Below are 25,508 nucleotides of genomic sequence, written 5' to 3'. Positions count from 1 at the left end.
CACCGCATTCGCAACGGAACGAAGATGGACCTCAATTTCACTCCCGAAGAGGAAGCCTTCCGCACGGAAGTGCAGCGCTTCCTGCAAGCCGGACTGCCCGAGCGCATCGCGCGCCAGGTGAAGGGCGGCCTGCACCTCACGCGCGACGACATGCGCGAATGGCACGCGATCCTCAACGCACGCGGCTGGCTCGCGAGCCACTGGCCGAGCGAATACGGCGGCCCCGGCTGGAGCGTCGCGCAGAAGTTCCTGTTCGACAACGAATGCGCGCTCGCGGGTGCGCCGCGCATCGTGCCGTTCGGCGTGAACATGCTCGGCCCCGTGCTGATCAAGTACGGCAACGAAGCGCAGAAGCGCCACTGGCTGCCGCGCATTCTCGACGGCACCGACTGGTGGTGCCAGGGCTACTCGGAGCCGGGCGCCGGCTCCGATCTCGCGGCGGTGAAGACGAGCGCGGTGCGCGACGGCCATCACTACGTCGTGAACGGCCAGAAGACGTGGACCACGCTCGGCCACTACGCGAACATGATCTTCTGCCTCGTGCGCACCGCGACCGACGTGCGCAAGCAGGAGGGCATCAGCTTCCTGCTGATCGACATGGACACGCCGGGCGTCGAGGTTCGCCCGATCATCACGCTCGACGGCGAGCACGAGGTGAACGAGGTGTTCTTCACCGACGTGCGCGTGCCGGTGGAGAACCTCGTCGGCGAAGAGAACCGCGGCTGGACCTACGCGAAGTACCTGCTCACGTACGAGCGCACCAACATCGCGGGGATCGGCTTCTCGACGGCTGCGCTCGACCGGCTGCGCGCGGTGGCCGCGAAGGTCACGAAGAACGGCAAGCCGCTCGCGGACGATCCGTTCTTCGCGGCACGCGTCGCGCGTGTCGAGATCGAACTCGAGAACATGCGCACGACCAACCTGCGCGTGCTGGCGGCGGTCGCGGGCGGCGGCGCGCCGGGCGCGGAAAGCTCGATGCTGAAGATCCGCGGCACGCAGATCCGTCAGGAGATCACCGCGCTGATGCGGCGCGCGATGGGGCCGTACGCGCAGCCGTTCGTCGACGACGCGCTCGATGCCGGTTACGACGGCGAACCGGTCGGCCCGGACGAAGCCGCGAGCGCCGCGCAGCAGTACTTCAACAACCGGAAGCTGTCGATCTTCGGCGGCTCGAACGAGATCCAGAAGAACATCATCGCGAAGATGATGCTCGGGCTGTAACGAGGGACGCGACGATGGATTTCCAGCACACAGAAGACCGCCGGATGCTGGCGGATACGTTGAACCGATTCATCGCCGAACAGTACGCGTTCCCGGTGCGCGATCGCATCGCGCAGTCGGCCGCAGGCTTCGATCGCGCGATGTGGCAGCGCTTTGCTGAACTGGGCACGGTCGGTGCGCTGTTTGCCGAAGCCGATGGCGGTTTCGGCGGCGCGGGTTTCGACATCGCCGTGGTGTTCGAATGCCTCGGGCGCGGGCTCGTCGTCGAGCCGTTCCTTGGCGCGCTGCTCGCGGGCCGCGCGCTGTCGCTCGCCGGCGGCGCCGCGCATCGCGACCGGCTCGCCGCGTTGATCGACGGCAGCGCGAGCGCCGCGTTCGCGCACGACGAACCGGGCTCGCACTATGAACTGACGACCGTGCGCACGCGGGCCGAACGCTCGGGCGACGGCTGGGTGCTGACGGGCGCGAAGGGCGTCGTCGACCAGGCCGCGCAGGCGGCGTTCTTCGTCGTCAGTGCGCGCGTGTCCGGGCAGGACGACGACGCGGCCGGCATGGGCCTGTTCGTCGTGCCGGCCGATGCGCCGGGCGTGACGCTGCGCGACTACCGGAAGATCGACGGCGGCCGCGCGGCCGAAGTGCGCTTCGAGCGCGTCGCGCTGCCGGCCGATGCGGCGCTCGGCGCGCCCGACGGCGAAGCGGGCGTCGCGCTGCTCGAACGCGTGCTCGGCTACGGGCTGCTCGCGCTGTCGGCGGAAGCGCTTGGCGCGATGGACGTCGCGAAGGAGCACACGCTCGAGTACCTGCGCACGCGCAAGCAGTTCGGGCTGCCGATCGGCAGCTTCCAGGCGCTGCAGCACCGGATGGCCGACCTGCTGCTCGAAGTCGAGCAGGCGCGCTCGGCCGTGATCAACGCGGCCGCGCAGCTCGACGCGCCGCGCGTGGTGCGCGAACGCGCGCTCGCGGCCGCGAAAACCACCATCGGCCGGATCGGCACGCTCGTCGCCGAGGAGAGCATCCAGCTGCATGGCGGGATCGGGATGACGTGGGAGCTGCCGCTGTCGCACTACGCGAAGCGCCTCGTGATGATCGATCACCAGCTCGGTGATGAAGATCACCATCTCGCGCGTTACATCGCGCTGTCGAAACAGTAAAGGCGCAAGACGCGAATGGAGGAGACAAGGATGACGAACGAACCGCGCGCGTTGCCGCTGGCCGGCGTGAAGGTGCTCGATTTCTCGCGCGTGCTGGCGGGCCCGTGGTGCGCGATGGTGCTCGCCGATTTCGGCGCGGAAGTGATCAAGGTCGAGCATCCGGTGCGCGGCGACGATACGCGCGACTGGGGCCTGCGAATCGGTGACACCGAAACCACCTATTTCAACAGCGTGAACCGCAGCAAGCGCTCGATCTGTCTCGACCTGCAGACCGACGAAGGGCGGCGGCTCGCGCGCGAGCTGGCCACGCAGGCCGACGTGGTGCTTCACAACTTCAAGTTCGGCGGCGCGGAAAAACTCGGGCTTGGCTACGACGCACTGGCCGAACTGAATCCGCGCCTCGTGCACTGCGCGATCTCCGGCTACGACCGGTCGGGCGCCGAGGCCGCGCGGCCCGGCTACGACCTTGTCGTGCAGGGCGAGGCCGGGCTGATGGCGCTGAACGGCGAGGCCGGCCAGCCGCCGCTGAAGTTCGGCGTCGCGGCGGTCGACCTGTTCACCGGCATGTATTCGGCGCAGGCGATCCTCGCCGCGCTGTACGAACGCCACGCAACCGGGCGCGGGCGGCGCATCGAGATGGCGCTGTTCGACTGCGGGCTGATGATCACCGCGTACTACGGGCTCGACGCGCTGCTGATGGGCGAGGATCCGCCGCGCTACGGCAACGCGCATCCGTCGATCGTGCCGTACGGCGTGTTCGACGCGGCCGACGGCCCGCTCGTGATCACGGTCGGCAACAACACGCAGTTCGCACGCTTTTGCGATGCGATCGAGCGGCCCGACCTCGCGGCCGATGCGCGCTACAAGACCAACCTCGGCCGCTCGGAGAATCGCGCCGACCTGCTGCCCGAGATTCGTCGCGAACTCGCACGCCGGTCGCGTGCGACGCTGCTCACCGCGCTCGCCGACGCGGGCATTCCATGCGGCGAAGTGCTTGGATTGCACGAGGCGCTGACGTCCGAACGAGCAACGAGCGCCGGGCTCGTCACGCGGCAGCCGCATCCGGTCGCGGGCGGCGTCGACGTGCTGGCGCCGCCGTATCGCTTCGACGGCGCACGGCTGCCGGTGCGCGGTGCGCCGCCGGTGCTCGGTGCCGATACGGATGCGGTGCTCGGCGGCTGGCTCGGGATGTCGGCCGACGAAGTCGCACGGCTGCGTGCGGATCGCGTCGTGTAACGGATGTCTTTACGCCACGGCGCGGGCGGGTTCGGATCACGCGCCGGCCATCCACAGAAATCTCCTCGCGACGACGAGGAAGAAATGGAGACACCATGGAGCTTTCCGTCATCGAATCGGTCACGGCGCGCCGTGACTACCAGCAGCTCGTGCGCGCACGGCGCCGCTTCAGCTTCACGCTCACGGCGCTGATGATCGCCACGTACTACGGCTTCATCCTGCTCGTCGCGCTCGCGCCGCACGTGCTTGCGGCGCCGCTGTACCGCGGCGCGACGACGACGGTCGGGATCGCCGTGGGCGTCGCGATCATCCTGGTCGCGATCGGGCTGACCGCCTGCTACGTGCTGCGTGCGAACCGTGCGTTCGACCGCCGCGTCGACGCGATCCTGCAGCGTTCGTGATGGAGGCCGACATGCGACGTACCTCGATCGCGCCCGGCGCGCTTGCTGCTTCCCTCGCTCTCGTTTCCTCCGCCGCCCATGCGGTATCCGTCGCGGGCCCGATGCCCGACAAGGTCGAACTGAACCCGGTCGCGATCGGGATGTTTTTCGCGTTCGTGTTCGCGACACTCGCGCTCACGCGCTGGGCCGCGCGGCGCACGCGCTCGACGCGCGACTTCTACACGGCCGGCGGCGGCATCACCGGGCTGCAGAACGGGCTCGCGATCGCGGGCGACTACATGTCGGCCGCGTCGTTCCTCGGGCTGTCCGGGATGGTGTTCATGTTCGGCTTCGACGGGCTGATCTATTCGATCGGCTTTCTCGTCGGCTGGCCGTTCGTGATGTTCCTGATCGCCGAACCGCTGCGCAACCTCGGCAAGTTCACGTTCGTCGACGTCGTTGCATACCGCTTCGCGCAACGGCCGATCCGGCTGCTGACGTCCGCGAATTCGCTGACGATCGTCGTGCTGTACCTCGTCGTGCAGATGGTCGGCGCGGGCAAGCTGATCCAGTTGCTGTTCGGGCTGTCGTACGGCACGGCCGAGCTGATCGTCGGCGTGCTGATGGTCGTCTACGTGTTCTTCGGCGGGATGACCGCGACGACCTGGGTGCAGGTGATCAAGGCCGTGCTGCTGCTGTGCGGTGCGACGCTGCTCGTCGTGCTCGCGCTTGCCGAATTCGGCTTCAGCGTCGACGAGATGTTTCGTCGCGCGGTGGCCGTGCATCCGGGCGCGCTGTCGATCATGGGCCCCGGCAAGCTGATCCGCGATCCGGCCAACGCGCTGTCGCTCGGCATCGCGCTGATGTTCGGCACGGCCGGCTTCCCGCACATCCTGATGCGTTTCTTCACGGTGCCGAACGCGAAGGAGGCGCGCAAGTCGGTGCTCTACGCGACCGGCTTCATCGGCTACTTCTACCTGCTGACCTTCGTGATCGGCTTCTCGGCGATCGTGTTGCTCGCGCAGCATCCGGAATTCTTCCGGCTCGGCGCGAACGGCACGTTCAACCTGACCCACGACCTGCTCGGCGGCTCGAACATGGTCGCGGTGAAGCTCGCGCAGGCGGTCGGCGGGAACTGGTTCTACGGGTTCATCGCGGCCGTCACGTTCGCGACGATCCTCGCGGTGGTCGCGGGCCTGACGCTCGCCGGCGCGACGACGATCTCGCACGACCTGTATGCGCAGATGTGGGCGCGCGGCAAGCCCGACGAGCGCCTTGAGATGCGCATCTCGCGCGCGGCGACGATCGTGCTGTCGGCCATTGCGATCGCGCTGTCGATCCTGTTCGAGCACGTGAACGTCGCGTTCATGGTCGGGCTCGTCGCGGCGGTGGCCGCGAGCGCGAATTTCCCGGTGCTTGCGATGTCGATCTTCTGGCGCGGGATGACGACGCGCGGCGCGGTGCTCGGCGGCGGCCTCGGTCTCGCGTCGGCGGTAGTGCTCACGGTGCTGTCGAAGTCGGTGTGGGTCGACGTGCTGCACCACGCGCATGCGCCGGTGTTCCTCGACAACCCGGCGCTCGTGTCGGTGCCGCTCGCGTTCATCGGGATCGTCGTCGGCTCGCTCGCGGATCGCGGCGAGCGCGCACGGCGCGAGCGTGACGCGTTCGAGCAGCAGGAGTTTTATGCGCAGACGGGTGTGCTGGCGGGTGAGGCCGTGCAGCACTGATTCGTGATTGATGGCGGTGAAACCCCCCGGAGGATTGAGATCTTTCGGGGGTTCTCGTTTTGGGGGCGGGGCGCGGGGGCATCGTCGGGACAGACGGTACTTGCGACAAAGGTTGACCGGGGCAGTCTGGTTCGATCACGGATAGAACCAGGGCAACTCACCGATATGGCGGACGCCAAGTCGCGGGAAACTCCACTTTCGAATTCGTCCAATAGACGTGGATCTCGCAATAGTTAATCGTTGCCGCAGGGCGTTCAGCGAGCAGCTTAACTATGGCTATCCAATTCGACTTGCGCTTTACCTTCACTGCCGGTGACGAGTCGTTCGATGTGGTGGAGTTCACGCTGCATGAGGGGTTGTCCGAGACCTTTCTGTTGCAGGTGGAGCTGACCAGTACCAACGCCGCGATCGACTTCAGCCAGGTGCTTGACCACAACGGTTTGCTAACGATCTGGCAGGGCGGTGTGCCCATGCGTTACGTGCACGGCGCGGTGTCAAGTTTCGTGCAAGGAGACACGGGCTTTCGACGCACCCGCTATTCCGCGGTGATCGAGCCGCGCCTGGCGCGACTGAAGCTGTCCTCCGACTGGCGCATCTTCCAGACTCTGAGCGTGCCCGAGATCGCTACGGCCGTGCTCAAAGCGCATAGCCAGACGCTGGACTATGAACAGCGTGTCACCAACGAGCATTTGGCGCGCGAGTATTGCGTGCAGGCGGGCGACACCGACCACGACTTCATCGAGCGCATCCTGCGCGAGGAAGGTTTTTTCTACGCCTTCCAGCACAAGGCCGAAGGCCACCGCCTGATCCACTGCGATCGCCTGTTTATCTTCGGGCGCCAGCAAGGCGAGCCGGTGATCTACAACCCCACGCCCGGCGGCGACCAGTCTGATCCTTGCCTGCGCACCTTCGCGTACACCGAGAACGTGCGCACTGCGCGCCAGGTGCAGCGCGATTACACGTTCAAGAGTCCACGCTACCCGCACGAGTACCCGCGCGAGGGTGCGGACCTGGATCACCAGGGCCGCGGCTACGCGCGCTACGACTACCCGGGCCGCTACAAGCACGAGGGCAGCGGCAAGGCTTTCACGCAGGACCGCCTGCGTGGTCACCGCCGCGATGCGCGAATGGCCAGTGTGAGCGGCGACGATGCGCGCCTGCAGCCCGGTATCGCGTTCGATCTCACCGGCCACCCGCGTGAGGACATGAATCGCGGCTGGCGTCCGGTGAGCATCGTCCATCACGGCAAGCAATACACCAGCCAGGCAGAAGAGAGCGCCGACGCGCAGCAGGGCTCGTATTACCGCTATGACGCCGTACTGGTGCCGGACGATACCGAGTGGCGTGCCGAGCCACTGCCGCGCCCGCGCATCGACGGCCCGCAGCCGGCGACCGTGGTGGGTCCGGAAGGCGAAGAGATCTACACCGACGAATTCGGCCGGGTGAAGGTGCAGTTCCCGTGGGATCGCGAAGGCAAGCACGACGAGCACAGCTCGTGCTGGATCCAGGTCGCGCAGAACTGGGCCGGCGCGACGTGGGGCCACATGGCGATCCCGCGCATCGGACAAGAAGTGATCGTGGTCAACCTGGATGGCGATCCGGACCAGCCGCTCATCATCGGGCGGGCGTACAACCGCCTGCGGTTGCCGCCGTACGAACTGCCGCGACACAAGACGCGGATGACGATCAAAAGCCAGACGCACAAGGGCGAAGGCTTCAACGAACTGCGCTTCGAGGACGAGAGGGATCAGGAGGAAATCTACGTCCACGCACAGAGGGATCAGAACATCCACGTCAACCATGACGAAACCACCTTCGTGGGCAATGACCGCAGCGAGCAGGTGGGACACGACGAAACGATCGTCATCGGTAACGATCGCAAAGAAACCGTGGGTCGGGACGAGCAGGTCACCATCGGCCAGGACCGACGCCACGATATCGGGCAGGACGACTTCCTGAGCATCGGCCGAAACCACACGATCCACACGGGCAAGGACCGAACCGAGGAAGTCGGCAACCATCGCCGCGACAAGACCGTGGCCGATCACACGGTAGATATCGGCGGGCACCTGACGCAGCGCGTGCAGGGGTATGCCGAGCTGGAGGCGGGGCAAGCAATTCGGCATCGCACCAAGGTCGTCGAGTTGCAAGCCGGCGAGGTAATCCGCCTGCGTGGCCCCGGCGGCACGATCACGCTTGACGACGGCGGTATCACGCTCGACGCCGTGGTGATTCGGTTCAAGGGCCCACTGATAGGCGACAGCGTCGGTCGTGGCAACCGCTTAGGCATCGACGGCAACCCGCTGACTGGCGTACCCACCGATCCGACTGACTTGCCGCTCTCCGAGTAACCGCCAGGAACCTACCTATGCTCATCAGCTTTCCTTTCTTGCGCGCGCCAAAACCGCAGACCGACGAGGCTCTGGATGAGGGTACCTTTGGCCTGGGGGAAAAGAGCGGAAAAGGCGCATTTCCCGTCAGTCATCAGTTTGGCTGGCACGGTGGCGTGCATCTGGTGGCGCCGGGCGGCGACGCGAATCCAGAGCCGGTGCGTGCCATCGCCGACGGCGAGATCGTGTTCGCTCGCCCCAGCGCACCCAAGCCTAAGACCACGCCCACCGGGGAAGAACGCGACACCAACCCGCTGTACTACTACGCCGGCTGGACCAGCAACGGTGTTGTCATCCTCCAGCACCGGACCGAAATTGGCGAGGGCGTCGAGGTCGTCTTCTACTCGATCTACCAGCACCTGAGCACAGTGGCGAAGGCGGACTGGAAGAGCGGCGACAAGGTGTATCGCAAGGATCCTATCGGCAAGGCGGGCGATATCTATGGCAAGCCCAATCGCATCCACTTCGAAATCGTCGCAGACAAAGCGAACGTGGAGCGGTTGATGGGGCGTAGCGAAGGCAAACTGGAGGTCGCCGAAGGGCGGCGCAGCTGTGTCTGGGGCGATATGCACATCGTGGTTCCCGCTGGCGCGCCCCTGTACGCGGTCAATCCTCGTACCGAAACCCGAAAATATGTGGTGCGGGCCTTCAACTCCACAGTGGGCGCGGCCAACGATACGCTCGAAAGCGTCGCGCGGCGCTTCCGCACAACGCCGGCGCGCATTCTCGCGCTCAACGGCAAGGCCGAGGCGCATGCTGGCGATTGGTGGCCGAGGGTCACCGGCGCTTACCAAGCGGCCATGGCATCGGCCCCCCACTCAGGCAAGAAGCCGCTTGCCCTGCCCACGAATGCGCAGCGCACCATTCGCGTACCCGCGGTCTATGGGGCGGCGGCGGCGACGCCACCCGATGACCTGACCGCCGAGGTGTGGGCGCAGTGGACCGTGCAGCCGATCAGCCGAACAAAGGAAGTGCTGATCGTCACCCTGAGCGAGGCGCGCGGCGATATTACCGTGACCACGCGTGGCATCGGCGGCGAGCGCAGGGGGAGTGAATCTGAGGCCCAAGGGGGCTACAACCTTTACAAAACTGCGGTGGACACGTACCCGGGATGCCCCAGCGCCGGCTACGAGATGCTGCGCTTCGGACGCATCCTTGGGCCCGACGCGCCTGCTGCCTCGGACCTGCACGAAGGTCGCTTGCCACATTTTCGCAAGATCGCCATCGACGCGAACACGACGGCCTTCGTCGACCTCAATTGTGCTGGCACGAAGATCTACAGCGACGCCGACTTTCCCCACTGGCAGGGCTGGACCTTTATCGACGACGACACTGACGGCAACAGCCGCTGCGACTCGATGCAATTGCTCGACCTGATCGAGCCCCGCTCCCCAACGCAGCATCCCGTCCCGGACTCGCCCGGCTCCGGCGAAGCGTCGCAAGGTGTCGCCACGGTCATCGACGCCGTTACCCAGCATCGTGGTCGGCTGATTCGCGCCTACGCTAAAGCGCAGATGGGCGAAATGCGCGAGCGCTTGAGCTACTGCGTGGTCAAGATGCCCAGCGAATGGGCACGGGACGATTTCGACAAGCGCTGGGACTGGCTGAAAGGTGTCGAAGGACAAAGCCCGGACGCCAATATCCTGTTCCCGATTTGTCTAGGCGATGCAGCCTATGAAAAGCTCAAACGCCATCATCAAGCCTTGTCGTTTTGGGAGGATGCAGTGGAGAACGGGCTGACACTGGATAAAGAGCACTATCATTTTCATCCGATGAGGGTTATCGACGCATTGAAGCGTTGCAGTTGGCGCAGTACACGTGAGTTGGCACAAACTTTACCTCGGCGCTCCTCTCTGAATGCAGGGGGCGCGATCCCGTGGTCCGTTGCTTGGGCGCGCTGGACGCGTGGTAATCGCGGAGATGGCTTTATGCCACAAAACATGCACATTGCTATAAATCGCATGTGGTTGAAATATGGGTTTATTACGCCACTGAGGCAAGCTCATTTCCTGGCGCAAATATACAAGGAGAGCGGTGCTTTTAAATCGACCGCGGAGAAAGGCGATGAGCGCTACTTTCGGACCATGTACGAAGATTTAACACCAATAGAGGCTGGTGAGGATTACGACAATAAGCGTGCTTGGTTGCAGGCTATGGGATTTCTGAGGGGCAGGGATCGTCCAACTTATATCTTGCAGCGACCAGGGGAAATTCGCGAAAAAGCTCAAAGTTTGGGGAATGTCCACCTTGGTGATGGCCCGCGTTTTCGGGGACGTGGGCTGATTCATCTTACTGGTCGGAATGGCTATAAAATCTATGGCGAGTTCCGTAATGTCGATTTCATGACAGATCCCCGCCCATCTCGGTTGTCAATAGATCCGTCTATCGCGGCAGACTCGGCTGGATATTTTTGGACAAGCAAGGTGATGGTGTCGCCAAATGCAGGTGCTCTCCGTAGTGGGATGAACATCCATCGTCGAGCCGATCTAGGTGCGGCCGACATCAATGTGTCAGCAATTACAACTCCGGTGAACGGCGGAAGTACAGGATTGTCGGAACGGCAGGAGTTTTTTAAATACATACACTTCATTTTTGATGATGGGGAGAGTATGCCGTCGAATTCGGTGTTAAAAAGGCAGGTTGAAGGCTGAGTTGTGCGTCGCTTATTAATGGGTTTCATGGGGGGGTAATGTGCAAAAATGAATTGAATTTTATTGATCTGGGGCGAGGTTTCTCGCGTTTGTCGGTAATCATTTTTGTGTTCCTTTTTGGGCTCCCTGTCTCGGAGGGTAGTGAGTCGACACAGCATTATGGTTTTTATCAGAACTGTGGTCTGTCACTTAGCCTTCCGACGATCCTTGCTCCCATTGCTGATTCTGAGGCCAGTCCTTGTGCGAACTCGTATCGAGAGCAAAGTGGAGCAACAATGCTGATCGGGTCTTTAGTCGGTGGCCAGAAAAATCCAGGTCTACTCGAAAAGCTGCCGGCATTACACATCTACAGGCGTGATCTCGATCATGTTCTGGCTTCATCGAATGGAAGTGGCTTGCGTCGAGTTGCAAATGGATCTGTCATCTCAACAAGCGAATTGGAGGGGGGGGAGTGTGGATTATCTGGGGTGGCGCATATATCTGAGGTTGTGGGGGCGAATTGGAGTGGCTGGATCGCGGAGGATTTTTACAAAAATGGCCGAGACATCGCATCGAGTCGTGACCACTGCGAGCGATTTGACAATCGACACCGATGTATCAGGTTGATCATTGGAAACGCGAAAGAAACAGTGACAATGAGTCGATATTGTCTGGTGCGTCGAGGTGGAGACTTCGACTTGGATGAAGGGCTGAGCGACGAAATTTTTATGGAAATCCTCAAGTCTATAAAACTGCTTGAAGAATGAGACCAGAGCAAGGGGCGGTTCGCTGCTGCCATGATGGCTTCTAAAAAGTGGCACAAGGCGCCGACATAGTTATCGACCCCGCCAAGTTATGCAGATTACTGGGTCTATCGTAATTGGCTCGCACTTGGTTTATTTGATGCATCATGGTGGATTAAGGCATCTTTACGTCGCCTCATGGTCGCTGATCCATAGCATATCAGCGTCGTGCCATTCAACTGCATTGATGCGGGTAGGTTTTATTGGACCGCGGGTGCTGTCAGCAACAGCTTTCAAGCGATAAACATGGTTGTTGTTAATGGCTCGATTTCTGATCAGGATGTGTTTAATGTGTAGAGAGCTATTAATTGGGTGGATTGAAGGATGAGTAGAATAATTGGGCTGAACCAGCGAATTGCACATACGAAGCGAATCGCTAAAATGGTCATGGATCAAATATGAGGCCGAGGCTGTCGCTGTTGCTTGCGTGCCTCCCTATGTGGGCGTGCGACTCCACCGCCAGCGAGCTTGAGCTGAGTGGTGGTATTACTATTGAATTGCCGAACTACGCCCATCGCCGAACGTCATTCGATGGATCAACATGTGTTGATGTTGGGAAGAAAGACTTTTTCTTTGTGGTGTGCTTCTCAGGTAGAAGGTTGAGCGAATCTGCCAGGGACAATGGGTTTAAAAAATACTCCGATATTTCGTCTGAAGATATGGGCCGGGTACAACCGCTACCATCCGAAGCGTATGTTTTTGTAACGGGCGGTTCTTATGGTTGGCTCTATCCAACGAAGCATAGGAGGTTGGGTGAGTTCGATGTGTATGAGGTCGACAATGTGTTGTGTCGCGACGATTCGCCGGGCTTAGGGCAACCTGCCACATGCTATACGGCAGCCTTGTCGTCACATGTCATCAGAAACTTACCGCTATCCATTTATGTCGACGCCATCATAGAGAAGCATCTTGGCCCCGTGAATGAAATTAGTGCTATGGCAAAATTTCATATCGAATCCATTCGTGAGTTTATTAAAAAACTCAAGATTCATACTGGAAATGTGGAGCGGTGAGAGCGAAACCGGATTCACCTCGACGGGCAGTCGATGAGGATGTGAGCCTGGCTTCGTTCTTGGATTTGAACGCAAAATTCACCACGTTCGTTCGTGAAGAGCTTGCCGGAAAATATGATCTGGATGTGAGTCTGTGAGTCTGTGAGTCTGTGAGTCTGTGAGTCTGTGAGTCTGTGAGTCGGGGTGCGCTAGATGCTTTTATTGATTGATAGGAGGCGTATCTTGCGAGTGCCTTATCTATCGGATTTCTTGGGGCTCAGAATTTTTACGTTTTTGGCTTCCCGTGCCCATAAATCAATTCCAACATTCTCGAAGTATCGAGCTGATGTGTTTCTTGGGTTGCGACAGATTGAGGCAGTAATGAAGATTGTTTGCAATGCGCTTCAGTGATGCGGGGAATTTGCTACGAATCGAGATGTGTCTATGAAGACCAAATAGACTGCTATAAAAATATCGTTCATTATTATTGTTCTGTCATTTATACTTTTTGCCCCATCATCAGCCTCTGAGAGGTGTGTTTGTAGCGATCTGAAGGAGGTTCGTATAGAAACATCGGAGGGTGTTGTATCTACGGTGGAGGTTGAGTATTGTGGTGGCGGTGATGGAGGTCACGTCTCTGTTAGCCTGCTTACAGGGAAAAGTAGGCGGGAATATAAATTTATCGTTGAAAATCGGGCTTATTCTGTAAGCGTGGATTCTGATATTGAATTAAAAGACGATGGTAAGCGTGGCCTCGGAGTGGCAAATGGTGGTGGAAGGGCGGGGGATGGTATGTGGTATTGGGTTTTCGACCAGAAGAAAAAGTTGTACCAATACATTGGTGAGGCGCCAAGGCTTTATCGTTCTAAGGCAAAATGCGGTGAAATATTTTCAATCGAAAGTGGCAGTGGGGACGTGCAATCGGTGCGTTATGGCTATCAGGTAAAAAGCGATAGATTGATCCTCGTTAGTGCTATGGGCTTCATTCCTGTCGATGACGTATATGAAATATCTTTAATGACCTGCACACCTGACTCCCGTTGTGATGAGGTTGACAGACTAAAAGATGTCTCCCCGGAGAAAGCGCAGAGGTACATGAATGGGACAGAGGATTGCGACCAAGAACGAGGCCCAGGAAACTAACCTGACCTAGTTCTTGAGTTCAGGTTGATCGAACCCAAGCCAATCACGGCCGCCAGCCCATCCTGAAGGCCAGGCCGGCCTCGGATGCCGGAGGCAGCTCCGCCGTGGATAAGCAAGTTTCTCGCAAGCAGAATCGAGCCGCGAGCGCGACGCATTCGAGCAGCAGGACTTCTACGCGCAGACGGGCCTGCTGACCGGTCACGCCGTGCAGCACCAATTCATCGGAAGAATCCGCCAATCCGTCCGAATCCCCGGACGAATATTTTCCGGAAATCCGGAATCCCGGATTTCCTTGCCTGCCGCATTATGAGAAATACAATGAAAACAACGGCTTGAGGGGTTCCGGAAACCTGGCATCGACCTTGCAATATAAAGCGCACGGCCGTCCCCCGGCCCGACTATTAAACCAAGGAGACAATCGATGACCAATGCCTTCCTCCCCTGTCGGATGTCCTGAGGCATCGCTTGTTGCGGCACGGCAGCCGCGCAGGCGAATGGCTCCCCTGACATTTGCCTGCGCGCGTGACGCCGTTTCCACCGGCTCATCTACTTCAGCAGGAACCATCGTGAAGAAGAAACCCTTCTACAAAGTGCTCTATGTGCAAGTGATCTTCGCCATCATCGTCGGCGTGATCCTCGGCCACTACTACCCGGCGCTCGCCACCGACATGAAGCCGCTCGGCGACGGCTTCATCAAGCTGATCAAGATGGTGATCGGTCCGATCATCTTCTGTACGGTCGTCACCGGCATCGCCGGCATGGAGGACATGAAGAAGGTGGGCCGCGTCGGCGGCAAGGCGCTGCTGTACTTCGAGATCGTGTCGACCTTCGCGCTGCTGCTGGGCCTCGCGGCCACGCACATCCTGCGTCCGGGCGTCGGCTTCAACATCGATCCGGCGACGCTCGACGGCAAGGCCGTCGCGTCGTACGCGGCGAAGGCGCACGGGCAGTCGACGGTCGACTTCCTGATGCACATCATCCCGAACACGATGGTCGATGCGTTCGCGCAGGGCGAAATCCTGCAGATCCTGCTGATCGCATTGCTGTTCGGCAGCGTGCTCGCACACCTCGGCGAGCGCGGCAAGGTCGTCACCGACTTCATCGACGGGCTCACGCGCGTGCTGTTCGGCATCGTGCACATCGTCACGAAGCTGGCCCCGATCGGTGCGTTCGGCGCGATGGCGTTCACGATCGGCAAGTACGGCGTCGGCTCGCTGGTGCCGCTGCTCAAGCTGATCGGCACGTTCTACCTGACGTCGGTCGTGTTCGTGCTCGTCGTGCTCGGCGCGATCGCGCGCTTCACGGGTTTCTCGATCATCCGCTTCGTGTCCTACATCAAGGAAGAGCTGCTGATCGTGCTCGGCACGAGCTCGTCGGAAGCCGCGCTGCCGCAACTGATGGAAAAGCTCGAGAAGGCTGGCTGCTCGCGTTCGGTCGTCGGCCTCGTCGTGCCGACCGGCTATTCGTTCAACCTCGACGGCACCAACATCTACATGACGATGGCCGTGCTGTTCATCGCCCAGGCGACCAACATCGAACTGACGTGGATGCAGCAGCTCACGCTGCTGGCCGTCGCGATGCTGACGTCGAAGGGCGCGAGCGGCGTGACGGGCGCGGGCTTCATCACGCTCGCCGCGACGCTGGCCGTCGTGCCGACGATCCCGCTGTCGGGCATGGTGCTGATCCTCGGCATCGACCGCTTCATGAGCGAATGCCGTGCGCTGACCAACATCGTCGGCAACGGCGTCGCGACGGTCGTCGTGTCGGCATGGGAGAAGGAGCTCGACCGCAACAAGCTGCGCCAGGCACTGAAGGGCGGCGGCGAAGTCACGCCGACCGAGACGGCCGGCGTCTGACGTCATGAAGGAGCAGGCGGCGGCGCCGTCCGCCGGCAGCGCGGCACGCGGCGATCGGCGCGGGGATGCGGAGGCCTATGACACAATAGGCGATCCGCATCGCCAGGAAGCCACGACCGTGACGCGCCGCCTGTTCATCCTCGTCGTGCTTGCCGCCGCGCTCGTCGCGGCGTGCGCGCTGACGTGGACGATCACCTGGCGGCGCGGCGTCGCCGAGCTGCAGCGCAATGCCGCGGTGCGCGTCGACCGCACCACCAACGCGCTCAAGAGCACGCTCGATCGCTACGAATCGCTGCCTTATCTGCTCGGCAGCCATCCGTACGTGCAGGACCTGCTCGCCGAGCCGAAGCGCGGCGATTACACCGCGCGCGTCAACCGCTATCTCGAAGATCTCAACGAACACGCGCACGCGACCGTCACCTATGTGATCGGCGCGGACGGCCTGTGCGTCGCCGCCAGCAACTGGCGCGCGCCCGACAGCTTCGTCGGGATCGAATACCGCTTCCGCCCGTATTTCGTCGATGCGATGAACGGCCAGGTCGGCCGCTTCTTCGGGATCGGCACGATCTCGCGCGACCCCGGCTACTACATCTCGCAGCCCGTGTGGCGCGACGGCAAGATCGCGGGTGTCGTCGTCGTGAAGCTCAACCTCGAATGGTTCCAGGGCGCCGATGCGTCCGAGCCGCTCGTCGTCGCGGACGATCACGGCGTCGTGTTCCTGTCGTCGGTGCCCGCATGGAAGTACCACACGCTGCGTCCGCTCACGGGCCCCGTTGCCGCGTCGATCTACGAGACGCGCCAGTACGCGCAGCAACCGGTCACGCCGCTGCCGCTGCGCATCGAGCAGACGCTCGGCGCCGATGCGGAGATCGTGCGCCTCGGCCCGGGCCGGCGCGCGCCGCGCTTCCTCGCCAGCAAGCGCCGGATCGGCGAGCCCGACTGGCTGCTTGTCACGCTCGCGCCGATCGCGCCCGTCGACACCGATGCGCGCAACGCGACGATCGTCACGGGCTTCGGCTTCGTGTCGGTCGCGCTGCTCGCGTTCTACTGGCGGATGCGCCGCGCGCGCGTGCGCGAAATGATCCGCGGCCGCGCACTGCTGCAGCAGGCGTACGCGGAGTTGAACCGGCGCGTCGAGGAGCGTACGGCCGACCTGTCGGAAGCGAACGAGCAGTTGCAGAAGGAAGTCGGCGACCGGATCCACGCGGAGCAGGAGCTGCGCGCCGCGCACGACGAACTGATCCAGGCGAGCAAACTCGCCGCGCTCGGCCAGATGGCGGCCGGCATCACGCATGAACTGAACCAGCCGCTCGCGGCGCTGCGCAGCTTCTCGGACAACACGCGCGTGTTGCTCGACCGGGGCGAGCAGGCGGCCGCGCGCGAGAACCTCGAGGCGATCGCGGCGCTCACCGAGCGGATGGGCAAGATCACGAACCAGCTGAAGCTGTTCGTCGGCCGCGCGAAGCCGCGCAACGAGCGGGCGCTCGTCGTGCGCGCGCTGCGCAGCGTGCTGTCGCTGCTCGGCGAGCGCCTGGGCGGCGTCGCGCTCACGCTGACGCTGCAGGATGCAACCGTGTCGCCCGCGCACGATGAGCCGCTCGACCTCGCGCGCGACTATCCGGCGCTCGTTGCGCGCTGCGAGGATTTGCGCCTCGAACAGGTGCTGATCAACCTGCTCGGCAACGCGCTCGACGCGGTGGCCGGCGTCGCGGCGCCGGCGATCGAAGTGACGATCGCGGTGTCGGCCGCGACGCTCGCGGTCGAAGTGCGCGACAACGGCTCCGGCATTGCGCCCGACCTGTTGCCGCGCCTGTTCGAACCGTTCTTCACGACGAAGGAAATGGGGCGCGGGCTCGGGCTCGGCCTCGCCATCTCGTCGTCGATCGCGAGCGACGCGGGCGGCGCGCTGACCGCGCGCAATGCGCCGTCGGGCGGTGCGCTGTTCGTCTTGACGCTGCGGCGCGCACGCACGCATCATCCGGGCTCCGTATCCGAGCCGGCGGGTTCGCCAGGGCCTGTTCACGCGGATGGCGGGCTTGCGAACGAGCCTTTCCGCTCGCAGTGCAAGGAGTGAGGGGCGTTGTTTGGCCGAGCCAAACGCCCCGAAGGAAGTCCCCTTGGGGGACAAGCGACGAACGACGCCGCAATGCGGGCGGAAAGGCTCGTTCCGCTGTTTGGAAAGCGTCGTTCGTGGGGCTGTCCGCCAGAAGGGCCGATCGCTGCGTCATACTCCTCGCGAATACGTCGAGTGTTCGCTTCGTCGTATTCCTTGCGCTCGGCCCTTCCGGTGGACAGCGCAAGCCCGTTATTGGCGTGAACCGGCCCCAGACCCGTCGCAGGCCCGGCCGGTGCACGACCGGCATCAACGCAGCCGCGCGCGAGACCGCCGCGCGGCTTGTCAGGAGCAAGTGAGTACGATGGCCAACCGGCTGCAAGTGATCTATATCGAAGACGATGCGCTCGTTCGCCGGGCGAGCGTGCAGAGCCTTCAACTGGCGGGCTTCGACGTCGCCGGCTTCGAGTCGGCCGAGGCGGCCGAGAAGGCGATCGTCGCGGACACCGCCGGCGCGATCGTCAGCGACATCCGGCTGCCCGGCGCGAGCGGGCTCGACGTGCTCGCGCAGTGCCGCGAGCGCGTGCCCGACGTGCCGGTGATTCTCGTCACCGGTCACGGCGACATCTCGATGGCCGTGCAGGCGATGCGCGACGGCGCGTACGATTTCATCGAAAAACCGTTCGCGGCCGAGCGCCTGATCGAGACGGTGCGCCGCGCGCTCGAGCGCCGCGAGCTGGTGCTCGAGAACCACGCGCTGCGGCGCGAGCTGGCCGGGCAGAACGTCGTCGCACCGCGCATCATCGGCCGCAGCCCCGCGATCGAGCAGGTGCGCAAGCTGATCGCGAACGTCGCGCCGACCGATGCGTCGGTGCTGATCAACGGCGACACGGGCGCCGGCAAGGAACTGATCGCGCGCAGCCTGCACGAGCTGTCGCCGCGCCGCGACAAGCCGTTTATCGCGGTGAATTGCGGCGCGCTGCCCGAGCCGATGTTCGAATCGGAAATGTTCGGCTACGAGCCCGGCGCATTCACGGGCGCCGCGAAGCGGCGCGTCGGCAAGCTCGAATACGCGTCCGGCGGCACGCTGTTCCTCGATGAAATCGAAAGCATGCCGCTCGCGCTGCAGGTGAAGCTGCTGCGCGTGCTGCAGGACGGCGTGCTGGAGCGGCTCGGCTCGAATCAGCCGATCCGCGTGAACTGCCGCGTCGTCGCGGCCGCGAAGGGCGACATGAGCGAGCTCGTCGCGGCCGGCACGTTCCGGCGCGACCTGCTGTACCGGCTCAACGTCGTGACGATCGCGCTGCCGCCGCTCGCCGAACGCCGCGAGGACATCGTGCCGCTGTTCGAGCACTTCATGCTCGATGCGGCCGTGCGCTACGGGCGGCCCGCGCCGGTGCTGACCGACCGGCAGCGTGCGAGCCTGATGCAGCGCGACTGGCCCGGCAACGTGCGCGAGCTGCACAACGCGGCCGACCGCTTCGTGCTCGGCGTGGCCGACATGCCGCAGGAAACGGGCGCGGGCGGCGACGACGCGGACAACGACCAGACGCTGAAGGAGCGCATCGAGCAGTTCGAACGCGCGGTGATCGCCGAGGCGCTGAACCAGACGGGCGGGGCGGTTGCCGCGACGGCCGACCGGCTGCACGTCGGCAAGGCGACGCTGTACGAGAAGATGAAACGCTACGGGCTGTCGGCGAAAGGCGAAACCGAGCGCTGAAAAGCAAACGGACCGTAGAACCGGGTTGTCCGGTCGTACGGTCCGTTGGTGCGGGAAGGGCACGGCGTGCGGCCCTTCGAGCCGGATCTGGCGGCGCTCAGGCCGCGTTGCCGTCGAGCGCCTTCTTGAGCAGTGCGTCGAGTTCCGCGAACTGCGGCGCGCCGACATAGCGCTTCAGGATCTTGCCGTCCTTGTCGACGACGAAGGTCGTCGGCGTGAGCTGCACGTTGCCGAACTGCTTCGCGACGCTGCCGTCGTCGAGCGCGACCTTGAACGGCAGCTGGCGCGTCTGCGCGTAGTTCGCGACGTACATCGGCGGATCGTAGTTCATCGCGACTGCGACGAATTCCAGACCCTGACCCTTGAAGCGATTGTAGGTATCGACCATCTGCGGCATTTCCTGCATGCAGGTCGCGCAGCTCGTCGCCCAGAAGTTCACGAGATAGACCTTGCCCTTCAGGTCGCCGGCGGTCGAGACCTTCTGGCCCGACAGCAGCGTGAACGTCGCGTCCGGCACGCTGGACTTGCCGTTGAACGCGAAGAAGCCGGCGACGGCGATGGCCGCGACGACGGCAGCCGCGACGATGTAGCGGACGGGGCCGGCACTGCGGCGGGCGGGAGGCGTGGTGTTCATCTGGTGCTCTCGGAGTCGGTCGATGACGCGGGTCGATGCAAAGGACGTCGAAATTCGGCGCTCATTTTAACGCGAATGCGGCGCGCGCACCGGCGGCCGCCACACATCCCGGTTTTCAGGTTCGGCGGATAATGCCCGTTTTTGCCTGCCCGACTCACGCCATGCCGAAGGAAGTCATCGATTCGTTGCGCCCCCTTTTTCGCCCGCTGCGACACTTCGCCGCGCTCGCTTGCGTGAGCGCCACGCTGGTGGCGTGCTCGCCGTCGTTCGACTGGCGCACGCTGCACAACGACGCCGGCTACACGATCGACCTGCCGGCGAAGCCGACCGTCGAGGAGCAGCCGGTGGCGATCGGCGGCACGACGATGCCGATGCGGATGCAGGCCGCGCACGTCGACGGCGCGGTGTTCGCGGTCGGCACGCTGACGCTGCCCGACGACCGCGACGACACACGCCGCGCCGCGCTCGAATTCCTGCGCGCCGGGCTGTCGCGCAACCTCGAAGGCGCGCCGCAGACGGCGTCGGTGCCGGTGCCGCTCGCGGCCGGCGGCGCGGTGAACGGGCTCGAGCTGCGCATCGCCGGGGCGGCCGCCGGCGGCGATCGCGCCCGCAAGACGATCGTCGCGCGGCTCGCCGCGCGCGGCCGGCACGCGTACCAGGCCGTCGTGATCGCCGACGGGCCGCTCGCGCAGGAGCAGCTCGACCAGTTTTTCGGCTCGTTCAAACTCGATTGATTACGGCCGGCGACGGCGCTCGGACATACTGTGACAATTGAAAGTTCATTCGCAGCTTTCGACGCTAGTGACCGGATTTTGCGAGGTTTTTTCGGCTATCCACAGCGCATGTGGATAACTTTGTTGAAAAGTTGTCCGGATTTCCCGCTGAGCCATGCCGGACGGCCTTCCGGCCCGTTTGGCCGCTCGCTCGCCGTTTGAGAAAAATCAATGAAAACAACGAGATGCGGATTCCGTCGCGCAAAGGCCCCGGCGAGTCGCGATCCGGGGCCGGATTCGCGAAATTGTGCATAAGTCAAGTCTTGACAGCCGGATTTTGTCCTCCGAGGGCGCTCAGAGCGCCGTGAGCGCGCGCCGGTAGCGGATCGCTTCGGCGATCTGCGCGGCCGTCGGCAGCGGGTCGCCGGCCAGGTCGGCGATCGTCCGCGCCACTTTCAGCACGCGGAAATACGCACGCGCCGACCAGCCGAAACGCTCGCCGGCCTCGCGCAACAACCGCTCGCCTTCGTCGGTCGGCCGGCACAGGTCGTCGGTCTCGCGGCCGCTCAGCATGTGATTCGTCTTGCCCTGCCGGCCGAGCTGCAGCGCGCGCGCCTGCGCGACGCGTGCGGCCACCGCCGCGCTCGGCTCGCCGGGCGCCGTCGTGCGCGACGCGAGTTCGGCCGGCGACAGCGCGGGCAGGTCGATCTGGATGTCGATGCGATCGAGCAGCGGCCCCGACAGCTTGCGCAGATAGCGTGCGGCGACGTCCGGCGAGCAGCGGCAGCGCCCGGACGGATCGCCGTGCCAGCCGCACGGGCACGGATTCATCGCGGCGATCAGCTGGCACGCGGCCGGGAAATCGGCCTGCTGGGCCGCGCGCGAGATCGTGATGCGGCCGGCTTCCAGCGGCTCGCGCAGCATTTCCAGCACGTGCCGGTCGAATTCCGGCAGCTCGTCGAGAAACAGGACGCCGAGGTGCGCGAGCGTGATTTCCCCCGGCTGCGGCGGGTTGCGGCCGCCGACCAGCGCGGCGGCGCTCGACGAGTGATGCGGCGAACGGAACGGCCGCCGGCGCCACTGCGCGGGCGAGAAGCCGAGGCGGCTCGCGGACAGGAGCGCCGCCGAAGTCAACGCCTCGTCGTCGGTCAGTGGCGGCAGGAGGCCAGCCAGCCGCGCGGCCAGCATCGACTTGCCGGCTCCCGGCGGCCCGACCATCAGCATGTGATGACCGCCCGCGGCGGCGACTTCGAGCGCGCGCCGGGCGCCGCGCTGGCCGACCACCTCGGCGAGGTCGGGTGCCGCCGGCGCCGGCAGGCCGTCGAGGCACGGCGCCGCGACCGGCGTGAGCCGCCCGTCCGGCGCATCGGCGAGGTGCGCGCACAGCGCGGGCAGGTCGCGCGCCCCGAACACGGTCACGCCCGGTACGAGCGCGGCCTCGGCAGCACTGTCGAACGGCAGGTATAGCTCGGGCGCGCGTGATGCCGCCGCGGAACCCGGCATCGCGACGGCCTCCGGGCCCGAGCCGAATTCCGATCCGGTTTCCCCTGCACGCCAGTCCCGCGCGGCGCCGCACGCCATTGCGAACGCGCCGCGCATCGGCCGCAGCGCGCCCGTCAGCGACAGCTCGCCCGCGAATTCGCGGCCGGCCAGCGCGTCGGCCGGAATCTGGCCGTTCGCGGCAAGGATGCCGAGCGCGATCGGCAAATCGAACCGGCCCGATTCCTTCGGCAGGTCGGCCGGCGCGAGGTTGACGGTGATCCGGCGCACCGGGAATTCGAATCCGCAGTTCTGCAGCGCGGCGCGCACGCGCTCGCGGCTTTCGCGGACTTCGAGATCGGGCAGGCCGACGATCGAGAACGAGGGCAGCCCGTTGGCGAGATGGACTTCGACGGTAACGTCCGGCGCGCGGCCGGAGGCGGGGGCGCGACTGCGCACCACGGCAAGCGACATGGCGAGGCTCCTGCATGACAGACGGACGACGGCCGTTCGGGGCCGCATGCCGCGGGAATCGGAGAAATCGGTGCGCGCGTGCCGGCGTGGCGCGGGGAAAGAACGAAGGACTGCGGAACGACGAATTGCGAAGAGCGACGAACTGCGAAGAGCGATGGACGGCGAAGAGCGGGGGGCTGCGAAGAACGACGGACTACGGGGAGCGGCGGAACACCTTCGGGGCGGCGGGCGCGGGCTGCACGAGGCGGCCCGCGCCCGGACCTTGGGCCGGGCGGCGCGTCAGGCTTGCGGCGCGGCGAGCTTCTGCTCGAGTTCCGCGACGCGCTTTTCGAGTTCCTCGAGGCGCACGCGGGTGCGGGCGAGCACCTGGGCCTGCGTGTCGAATTCCTCGCGCGTGACGAGATCGAGCTTCGAGAAGCCTTGCGACAGCATGGCCTTCACGTTGCGCTCGACGTCCTTGGCCGGCGAGTTTTTCAGCAGGTCGCTGACGCGCGACTGCAGATCGTTGAAAACGTCGCTGGGTTGCTTCATGTGATTCCCCTTCCTTGCACAAAAAATGTGCATCTTCAGTTGCGTACGTGCCCATGATGCACGCATGACCGGAAATGGTGCGCCGGGGGCGCGAATTCCGGGCATGGCGCCCGCATGGGTGAATGGCCCGGCAATCCGGGACGTGCGTGCACTCTAGCAACGTTCCTTTCGCCGCGCCAGCAAACCGGGCCACGTTGGCCATTCGGCCGGGCTTCTGCACCTTACATCACGGGATGCGACCCCGTTCCGGAGCCATTCGACACGGGTCTCGGGCCAACATGGCATGCGAGTTGCTGAGAAGAGTCCGTTACAACATTCCAACCAATTCGACGGGACAACCCAGCGAGAGGACTTCATGAAACTCATTACCGCAATCATCAAGCCGTTCAAGCTCGATGAGACGCGCGAGGCGCTGTCGGCGCTTGGCGTCTCGGGCATCACGGTGACGGAGGTGAAAGGGTTCGGGCGCCAGAAAGGGCACACCGAGCTGTACCGCGGCGCCGAATACGTGGTCGATTTCCTGCCGAAGATGAAGATCGAGGCGGCCGTGTCCGACGATCTCGTCGACCAGGCGGTGGAAGCGATCGAGCGGGCCGCGCGCACCGGCAAGATCGGCGACGGCAAGATCTTCGTGACGCAGATTGAGCAGGTGATCCGGATTCGCACCGGGGAGACCGGCGCTGACGCGCTGTAACAGAACAGACAAGACAAGCGACAAGAGGAAACCCAAGATGCGCAAACTTCTGATGTCCCTGCTGATGGCCGGCTCGCTGATCGCGGCCGGCGTCGGCCCCGCGCTCGCCGACGACGCGGCGTCCGCCGCGGCTGCGTCCGCGCCCGCCGCCACCGCTTCCGACGCCTCGGCTGCCGCCGCTCCGGCTGCATCGGCGCCGGCCGCCACCGCATCCGCCGCTGCCGCCGCACCGGCTTCGGGCGCCGCCGACGCTTCGGCCGCCGCCGCCTCCGCGCCGGCCGCACCGGCTGCGCCGACCGAGCCGTTCTCGGTCGATTCGTCGAAGATCAGCGCGGGCGACACCGCGTGGATGCTGACGTCGACCGCGCTCGTGCTGTTCATGACGATCCCCGGCCTCGCGCTGTTCTACGCGGGCATGGTCCGCAAGAAGAACGTGCTCGCGACGGTGATGCAGAGCTTCGCGATCACCGCGGTGATCACGGTGCTGTGGACGGTGGTCGGCTACAGCCTCGCGTTCACGCCCGGCAACGGCTTCATCGGCGGCCTGTCGCGCGCGTTCCTGCACGGGATGACGTACGTGAAGGGTGACAAGGCGACGACGCTGACGGTCAGCCATCTCGCGACGACGATTCCGGAATCGGTCTACTTCGTCTACCAGATGACGTTCGCGATCATCACGCCGGCCCTGATCTGCGGCGCGTTCGCCGACCGGATGAAGTTCTCGGCGATGCTCGTGTTCATGACGCTCTGGTCGCTGATCGTCTATGTGCCGATCGCGCACATGGTGTGGGAGCCGACCGGCTGGCTGTCGTCGGACGGCGTGCTCGATTTCGCGGGCGGCACCGTCGTGCACATCAACGCCGGTATCGCTGGCCTCGTGTCGTGCCTGATGCTCGGCAAGCGCGTCGGCTTCGGCCGTGAATCGATGGCGCCGCACAACCTCGTGCTGACGATGATCGGCGGCTCGATGCTGTGGGTCGGCTGGTTCGGCTTCAACGCGGGTTCCGCGGTCGCGGCCGACGGCCGCGCCGGTTTCGCGATGCTGACGACGCAAGTCGCGACGGCCTGCGCGGCGCTCGGCTGGATGTTTGCCGAATGGCTCACGCACGGCAAGCCGTCGGTGCTCGGCATCGTGTCGGGCGCGGTCGCGGGTCTCGTCGCGATCACGCCGGCCGCCGGCTTCGTCGGCGTGACGGGCGCACTCGTGATCGGCATCGCTGCCGGCGTCGTGTGCTTCTGGTCGGCGACGTGGCTCAAGTCGAAGCTCGGCTACGACGATTCGCTCGATGCGTTCGGCGTGCACGGCGTGGGCGGGATTCTCGGTGCGCTGCTGACAGGCGTATTCGCGGTCAAGGACATCGGCGGCGCCGACGGCAGCCTGCTGCTGCAGGCGAAGGGCGTGCTGATCACGCTGGTCTACAGCGGCGTGCTGAGCTTCGTGCTGCTGAAACTGATCGACCTGACGATCGGCCTGCGCGTGTCCGAAGAGGAAGAGCGCGAAGGCCTCGACGTGGTCCTGCACGGCGAGCACGTCGAATAAGTCATAAGGATGAACGGCGGGCCGCTGCGCAGACGGCGCCCGTCACGAATGAGCGCAGCGACTTCGGCCCGCCCCACCCGGCGGGCTTTTTTTCTCCTGCCATCCACTGCCGGAGCGCATAACCCTGCGCGCTATCGGGTC

The 25,508-nt window shown here is 64.2% G+C and carries 19 protein-coding genes; 16 read left to right on the top strand and 3 right to left on the bottom strand.

Annotated elements, in window-relative coordinates:
• Positions 1 to 24 precede the first annotated feature (24 nt).
• The 13 genes from OHZ10_RS15660 to OHZ10_RS15600 all read left to right on the top strand — a co-directional run bounded on the left by OHZ10_RS15660 (position 25) and on the right by OHZ10_RS15600 (position 19,302).
• Complete coding sequence (locus OHZ10_RS15660; RefSeq protein ID WP_342702980.1) at positions 25 to 1,221, top strand: acyl-CoA dehydrogenase family protein; 1,197 nt, start codon at positions 25 to 27, stop codon at positions 1,219 to 1,221.
• A gap of 14 nt (positions 1,222 to 1,235) precedes the next feature.
• Positions 1,236 to 2,372: an acyl-CoA dehydrogenase family protein gene (locus OHZ10_RS15655; RefSeq protein ID WP_342702978.1), complete on the top strand. Its 1,137-nt coding sequence runs from the start codon at positions 1,236 to 1,238 to the stop codon at positions 2,370 to 2,372.
• A gap of 30 nt (positions 2,373 to 2,402) precedes the next feature.
• Positions 2,403 to 3,608 carry a CaiB/BaiF CoA-transferase family protein gene (locus OHZ10_RS15650; RefSeq protein WP_340624502.1) on the top strand — a complete coding sequence of 402 codons (1,206 nt, stop codon included), beginning with the start codon at positions 2,403 to 2,405 and terminating at the stop codon, positions 3,606 to 3,608.
• A gap of 95 nt (positions 3,609 to 3,703) precedes the next feature.
• A complete protein-coding gene (locus OHZ10_RS15645; protein WP_059233105.1) occupies positions 3,704 to 4,009 on the top strand; it encodes a DUF485 domain-containing protein in 306 nt (101 codons plus the stop codon).
• An 11-nt stretch (positions 4,010 to 4,020) separates the two neighbouring features.
• A complete protein-coding gene (locus OHZ10_RS15640; protein WP_174994456.1) occupies positions 4,021 to 5,715 on the top strand; it encodes a cation acetate symporter in 1,695 nt (564 codons plus the stop codon).
• Between the two features lie 272 nt (positions 5,716 to 5,987).
• Positions 5,988 to 8,066 carry a type VI secretion system Vgr family protein gene (locus tag OHZ10_RS15635; protein ID WP_342702976.1) on the top strand — a complete coding sequence of 693 codons (2,079 nt, stop codon included), beginning with the start codon at positions 5,988 to 5,990 and terminating at the stop codon, positions 8,064 to 8,066.
• 17 nt (positions 8,067 to 8,083) lie between these two features.
• Entirely contained in the window at positions 8,084 to 10,756 is a 2,673-nt protein-coding gene (locus OHZ10_RS15630; protein ID WP_342702975.1) for a peptidase M23, read from the top strand.
• A gap of 275 nt (positions 10,757 to 11,031) precedes the next feature.
• Complete coding sequence (locus tag OHZ10_RS15625) at positions 11,032 to 11,502, top strand: hypothetical protein (RefSeq protein ID WP_174994454.1); 471 nt, start codon at positions 11,032 to 11,034, stop codon at positions 11,500 to 11,502.
• Positions 11,503 to 11,936: 434 nt separating this feature from the next.
• Complete coding sequence (locus OHZ10_RS15620) at positions 11,937 to 12,551, top strand: hypothetical protein (protein ID WP_342702973.1); 615 nt, start codon at positions 11,937 to 11,939, stop codon at positions 12,549 to 12,551.
• A gap of 573 nt (positions 12,552 to 13,124) precedes the next feature.
• Positions 13,125 to 13,673, top strand: a complete 549-nt coding sequence (locus OHZ10_RS15615; protein WP_342702971.1) for a hypothetical protein — start codon at positions 13,125 to 13,127, stop codon at positions 13,671 to 13,673.
• Between the two features lie 566 nt (positions 13,674 to 14,239).
• The gene (locus OHZ10_RS15610; RefSeq protein ID WP_059233107.1) at positions 14,240 to 15,529 is read left to right on the top strand and encodes a dicarboxylate/amino acid:cation symporter; all 1,290 of its coding nucleotides are present in this window, start codon (positions 14,240 to 14,242) and stop codon (positions 15,527 to 15,529) included.
• Between the two features lie 4 nt (positions 15,530 to 15,533).
• On the top strand, positions 15,534 to 17,603 hold the full coding sequence (locus OHZ10_RS15605; protein ID WP_342702970.1) for a sensor histidine kinase: 2,070 nt from the start codon (positions 15,534 to 15,536) through the stop codon (positions 17,601 to 17,603).
• 343 nt (positions 17,604 to 17,946) lie between these two features.
• Positions 17,947 to 19,302, top strand: a complete 1,356-nt coding sequence (locus tag OHZ10_RS15600; protein WP_059233108.1) for a sigma-54-dependent transcriptional regulator — start codon at positions 17,947 to 17,949, stop codon at positions 19,300 to 19,302.
• Positions 19,303 to 19,399: 97 nt separating this feature from the next.
• On the opposite strand, the gene OHZ10_RS15595 is transcribed toward OHZ10_RS15600, so the two are convergent.
• Entirely contained in the window at positions 19,400 to 19,936 is a 537-nt protein-coding gene (locus OHZ10_RS15595; protein ID WP_174994451.1) for a peroxiredoxin family protein, read from the bottom strand.
• Positions 19,937 to 20,097: 161 nt separating this feature from the next.
• Between OHZ10_RS15595 and OHZ10_RS15590 the strand changes: the two genes are divergently transcribed.
• Positions 20,098 to 20,670: a hypothetical protein gene (locus OHZ10_RS15590; protein WP_059233110.1), complete on the top strand. Its 573-nt coding sequence runs from the start codon at positions 20,098 to 20,100 to the stop codon at positions 20,668 to 20,670.
• A gap of 333 nt (positions 20,671 to 21,003) precedes the next feature.
• Here OHZ10_RS15590 and OHZ10_RS15585 read toward each other — a convergent pair whose 3' ends face one another.
• Positions 21,004 to 22,602, bottom strand: coding sequence for a YifB family Mg chelatase-like AAA ATPase (locus OHZ10_RS15585; protein ID WP_174994450.1), 1,599 nt, complete (start codon positions 22,600 to 22,602; stop codon positions 21,004 to 21,006).
• A 279-nt stretch (positions 22,603 to 22,881) separates the two neighbouring features.
• Positions 22,882 to 23,133: an accessory factor UbiK family protein gene (locus tag OHZ10_RS15580; protein WP_006489451.1), complete on the bottom strand. Its 252-nt coding sequence runs from the start codon at positions 23,131 to 23,133 to the stop codon at positions 22,882 to 22,884.
• A 355-nt stretch (positions 23,134 to 23,488) separates the two neighbouring features.
• Between OHZ10_RS15580 and OHZ10_RS15575 the strand changes: the two genes are divergently transcribed.
• Entirely contained in the window at positions 23,489 to 23,827 is a 339-nt protein-coding gene (locus tag OHZ10_RS15575) for a P-II family nitrogen regulator (protein ID WP_038711752.1), read from the top strand.
• A gap of 37 nt (positions 23,828 to 23,864) precedes the next feature.
• Positions 23,865 to 25,367, top strand: a complete 1,503-nt coding sequence (locus OHZ10_RS15570) for an ammonium transporter (RefSeq protein WP_342702963.1) — start codon at positions 23,865 to 23,867, stop codon at positions 25,365 to 25,367.
• Positions 25,368 to 25,508 lie beyond the last annotated feature (141 nt).

Source organism: Burkholderia arboris (genome assembly GCF_038723655.1).
Taxonomy (GTDB): domain Bacteria; phylum Pseudomonadota; class Gammaproteobacteria; order Burkholderiales; family Burkholderiaceae; genus Burkholderia; species Burkholderia arboris.
The sequence above is the reverse complement of the archived record's forward strand: the minus strand, read 5'-3'. Positions and strand labels throughout refer to the sequence as shown.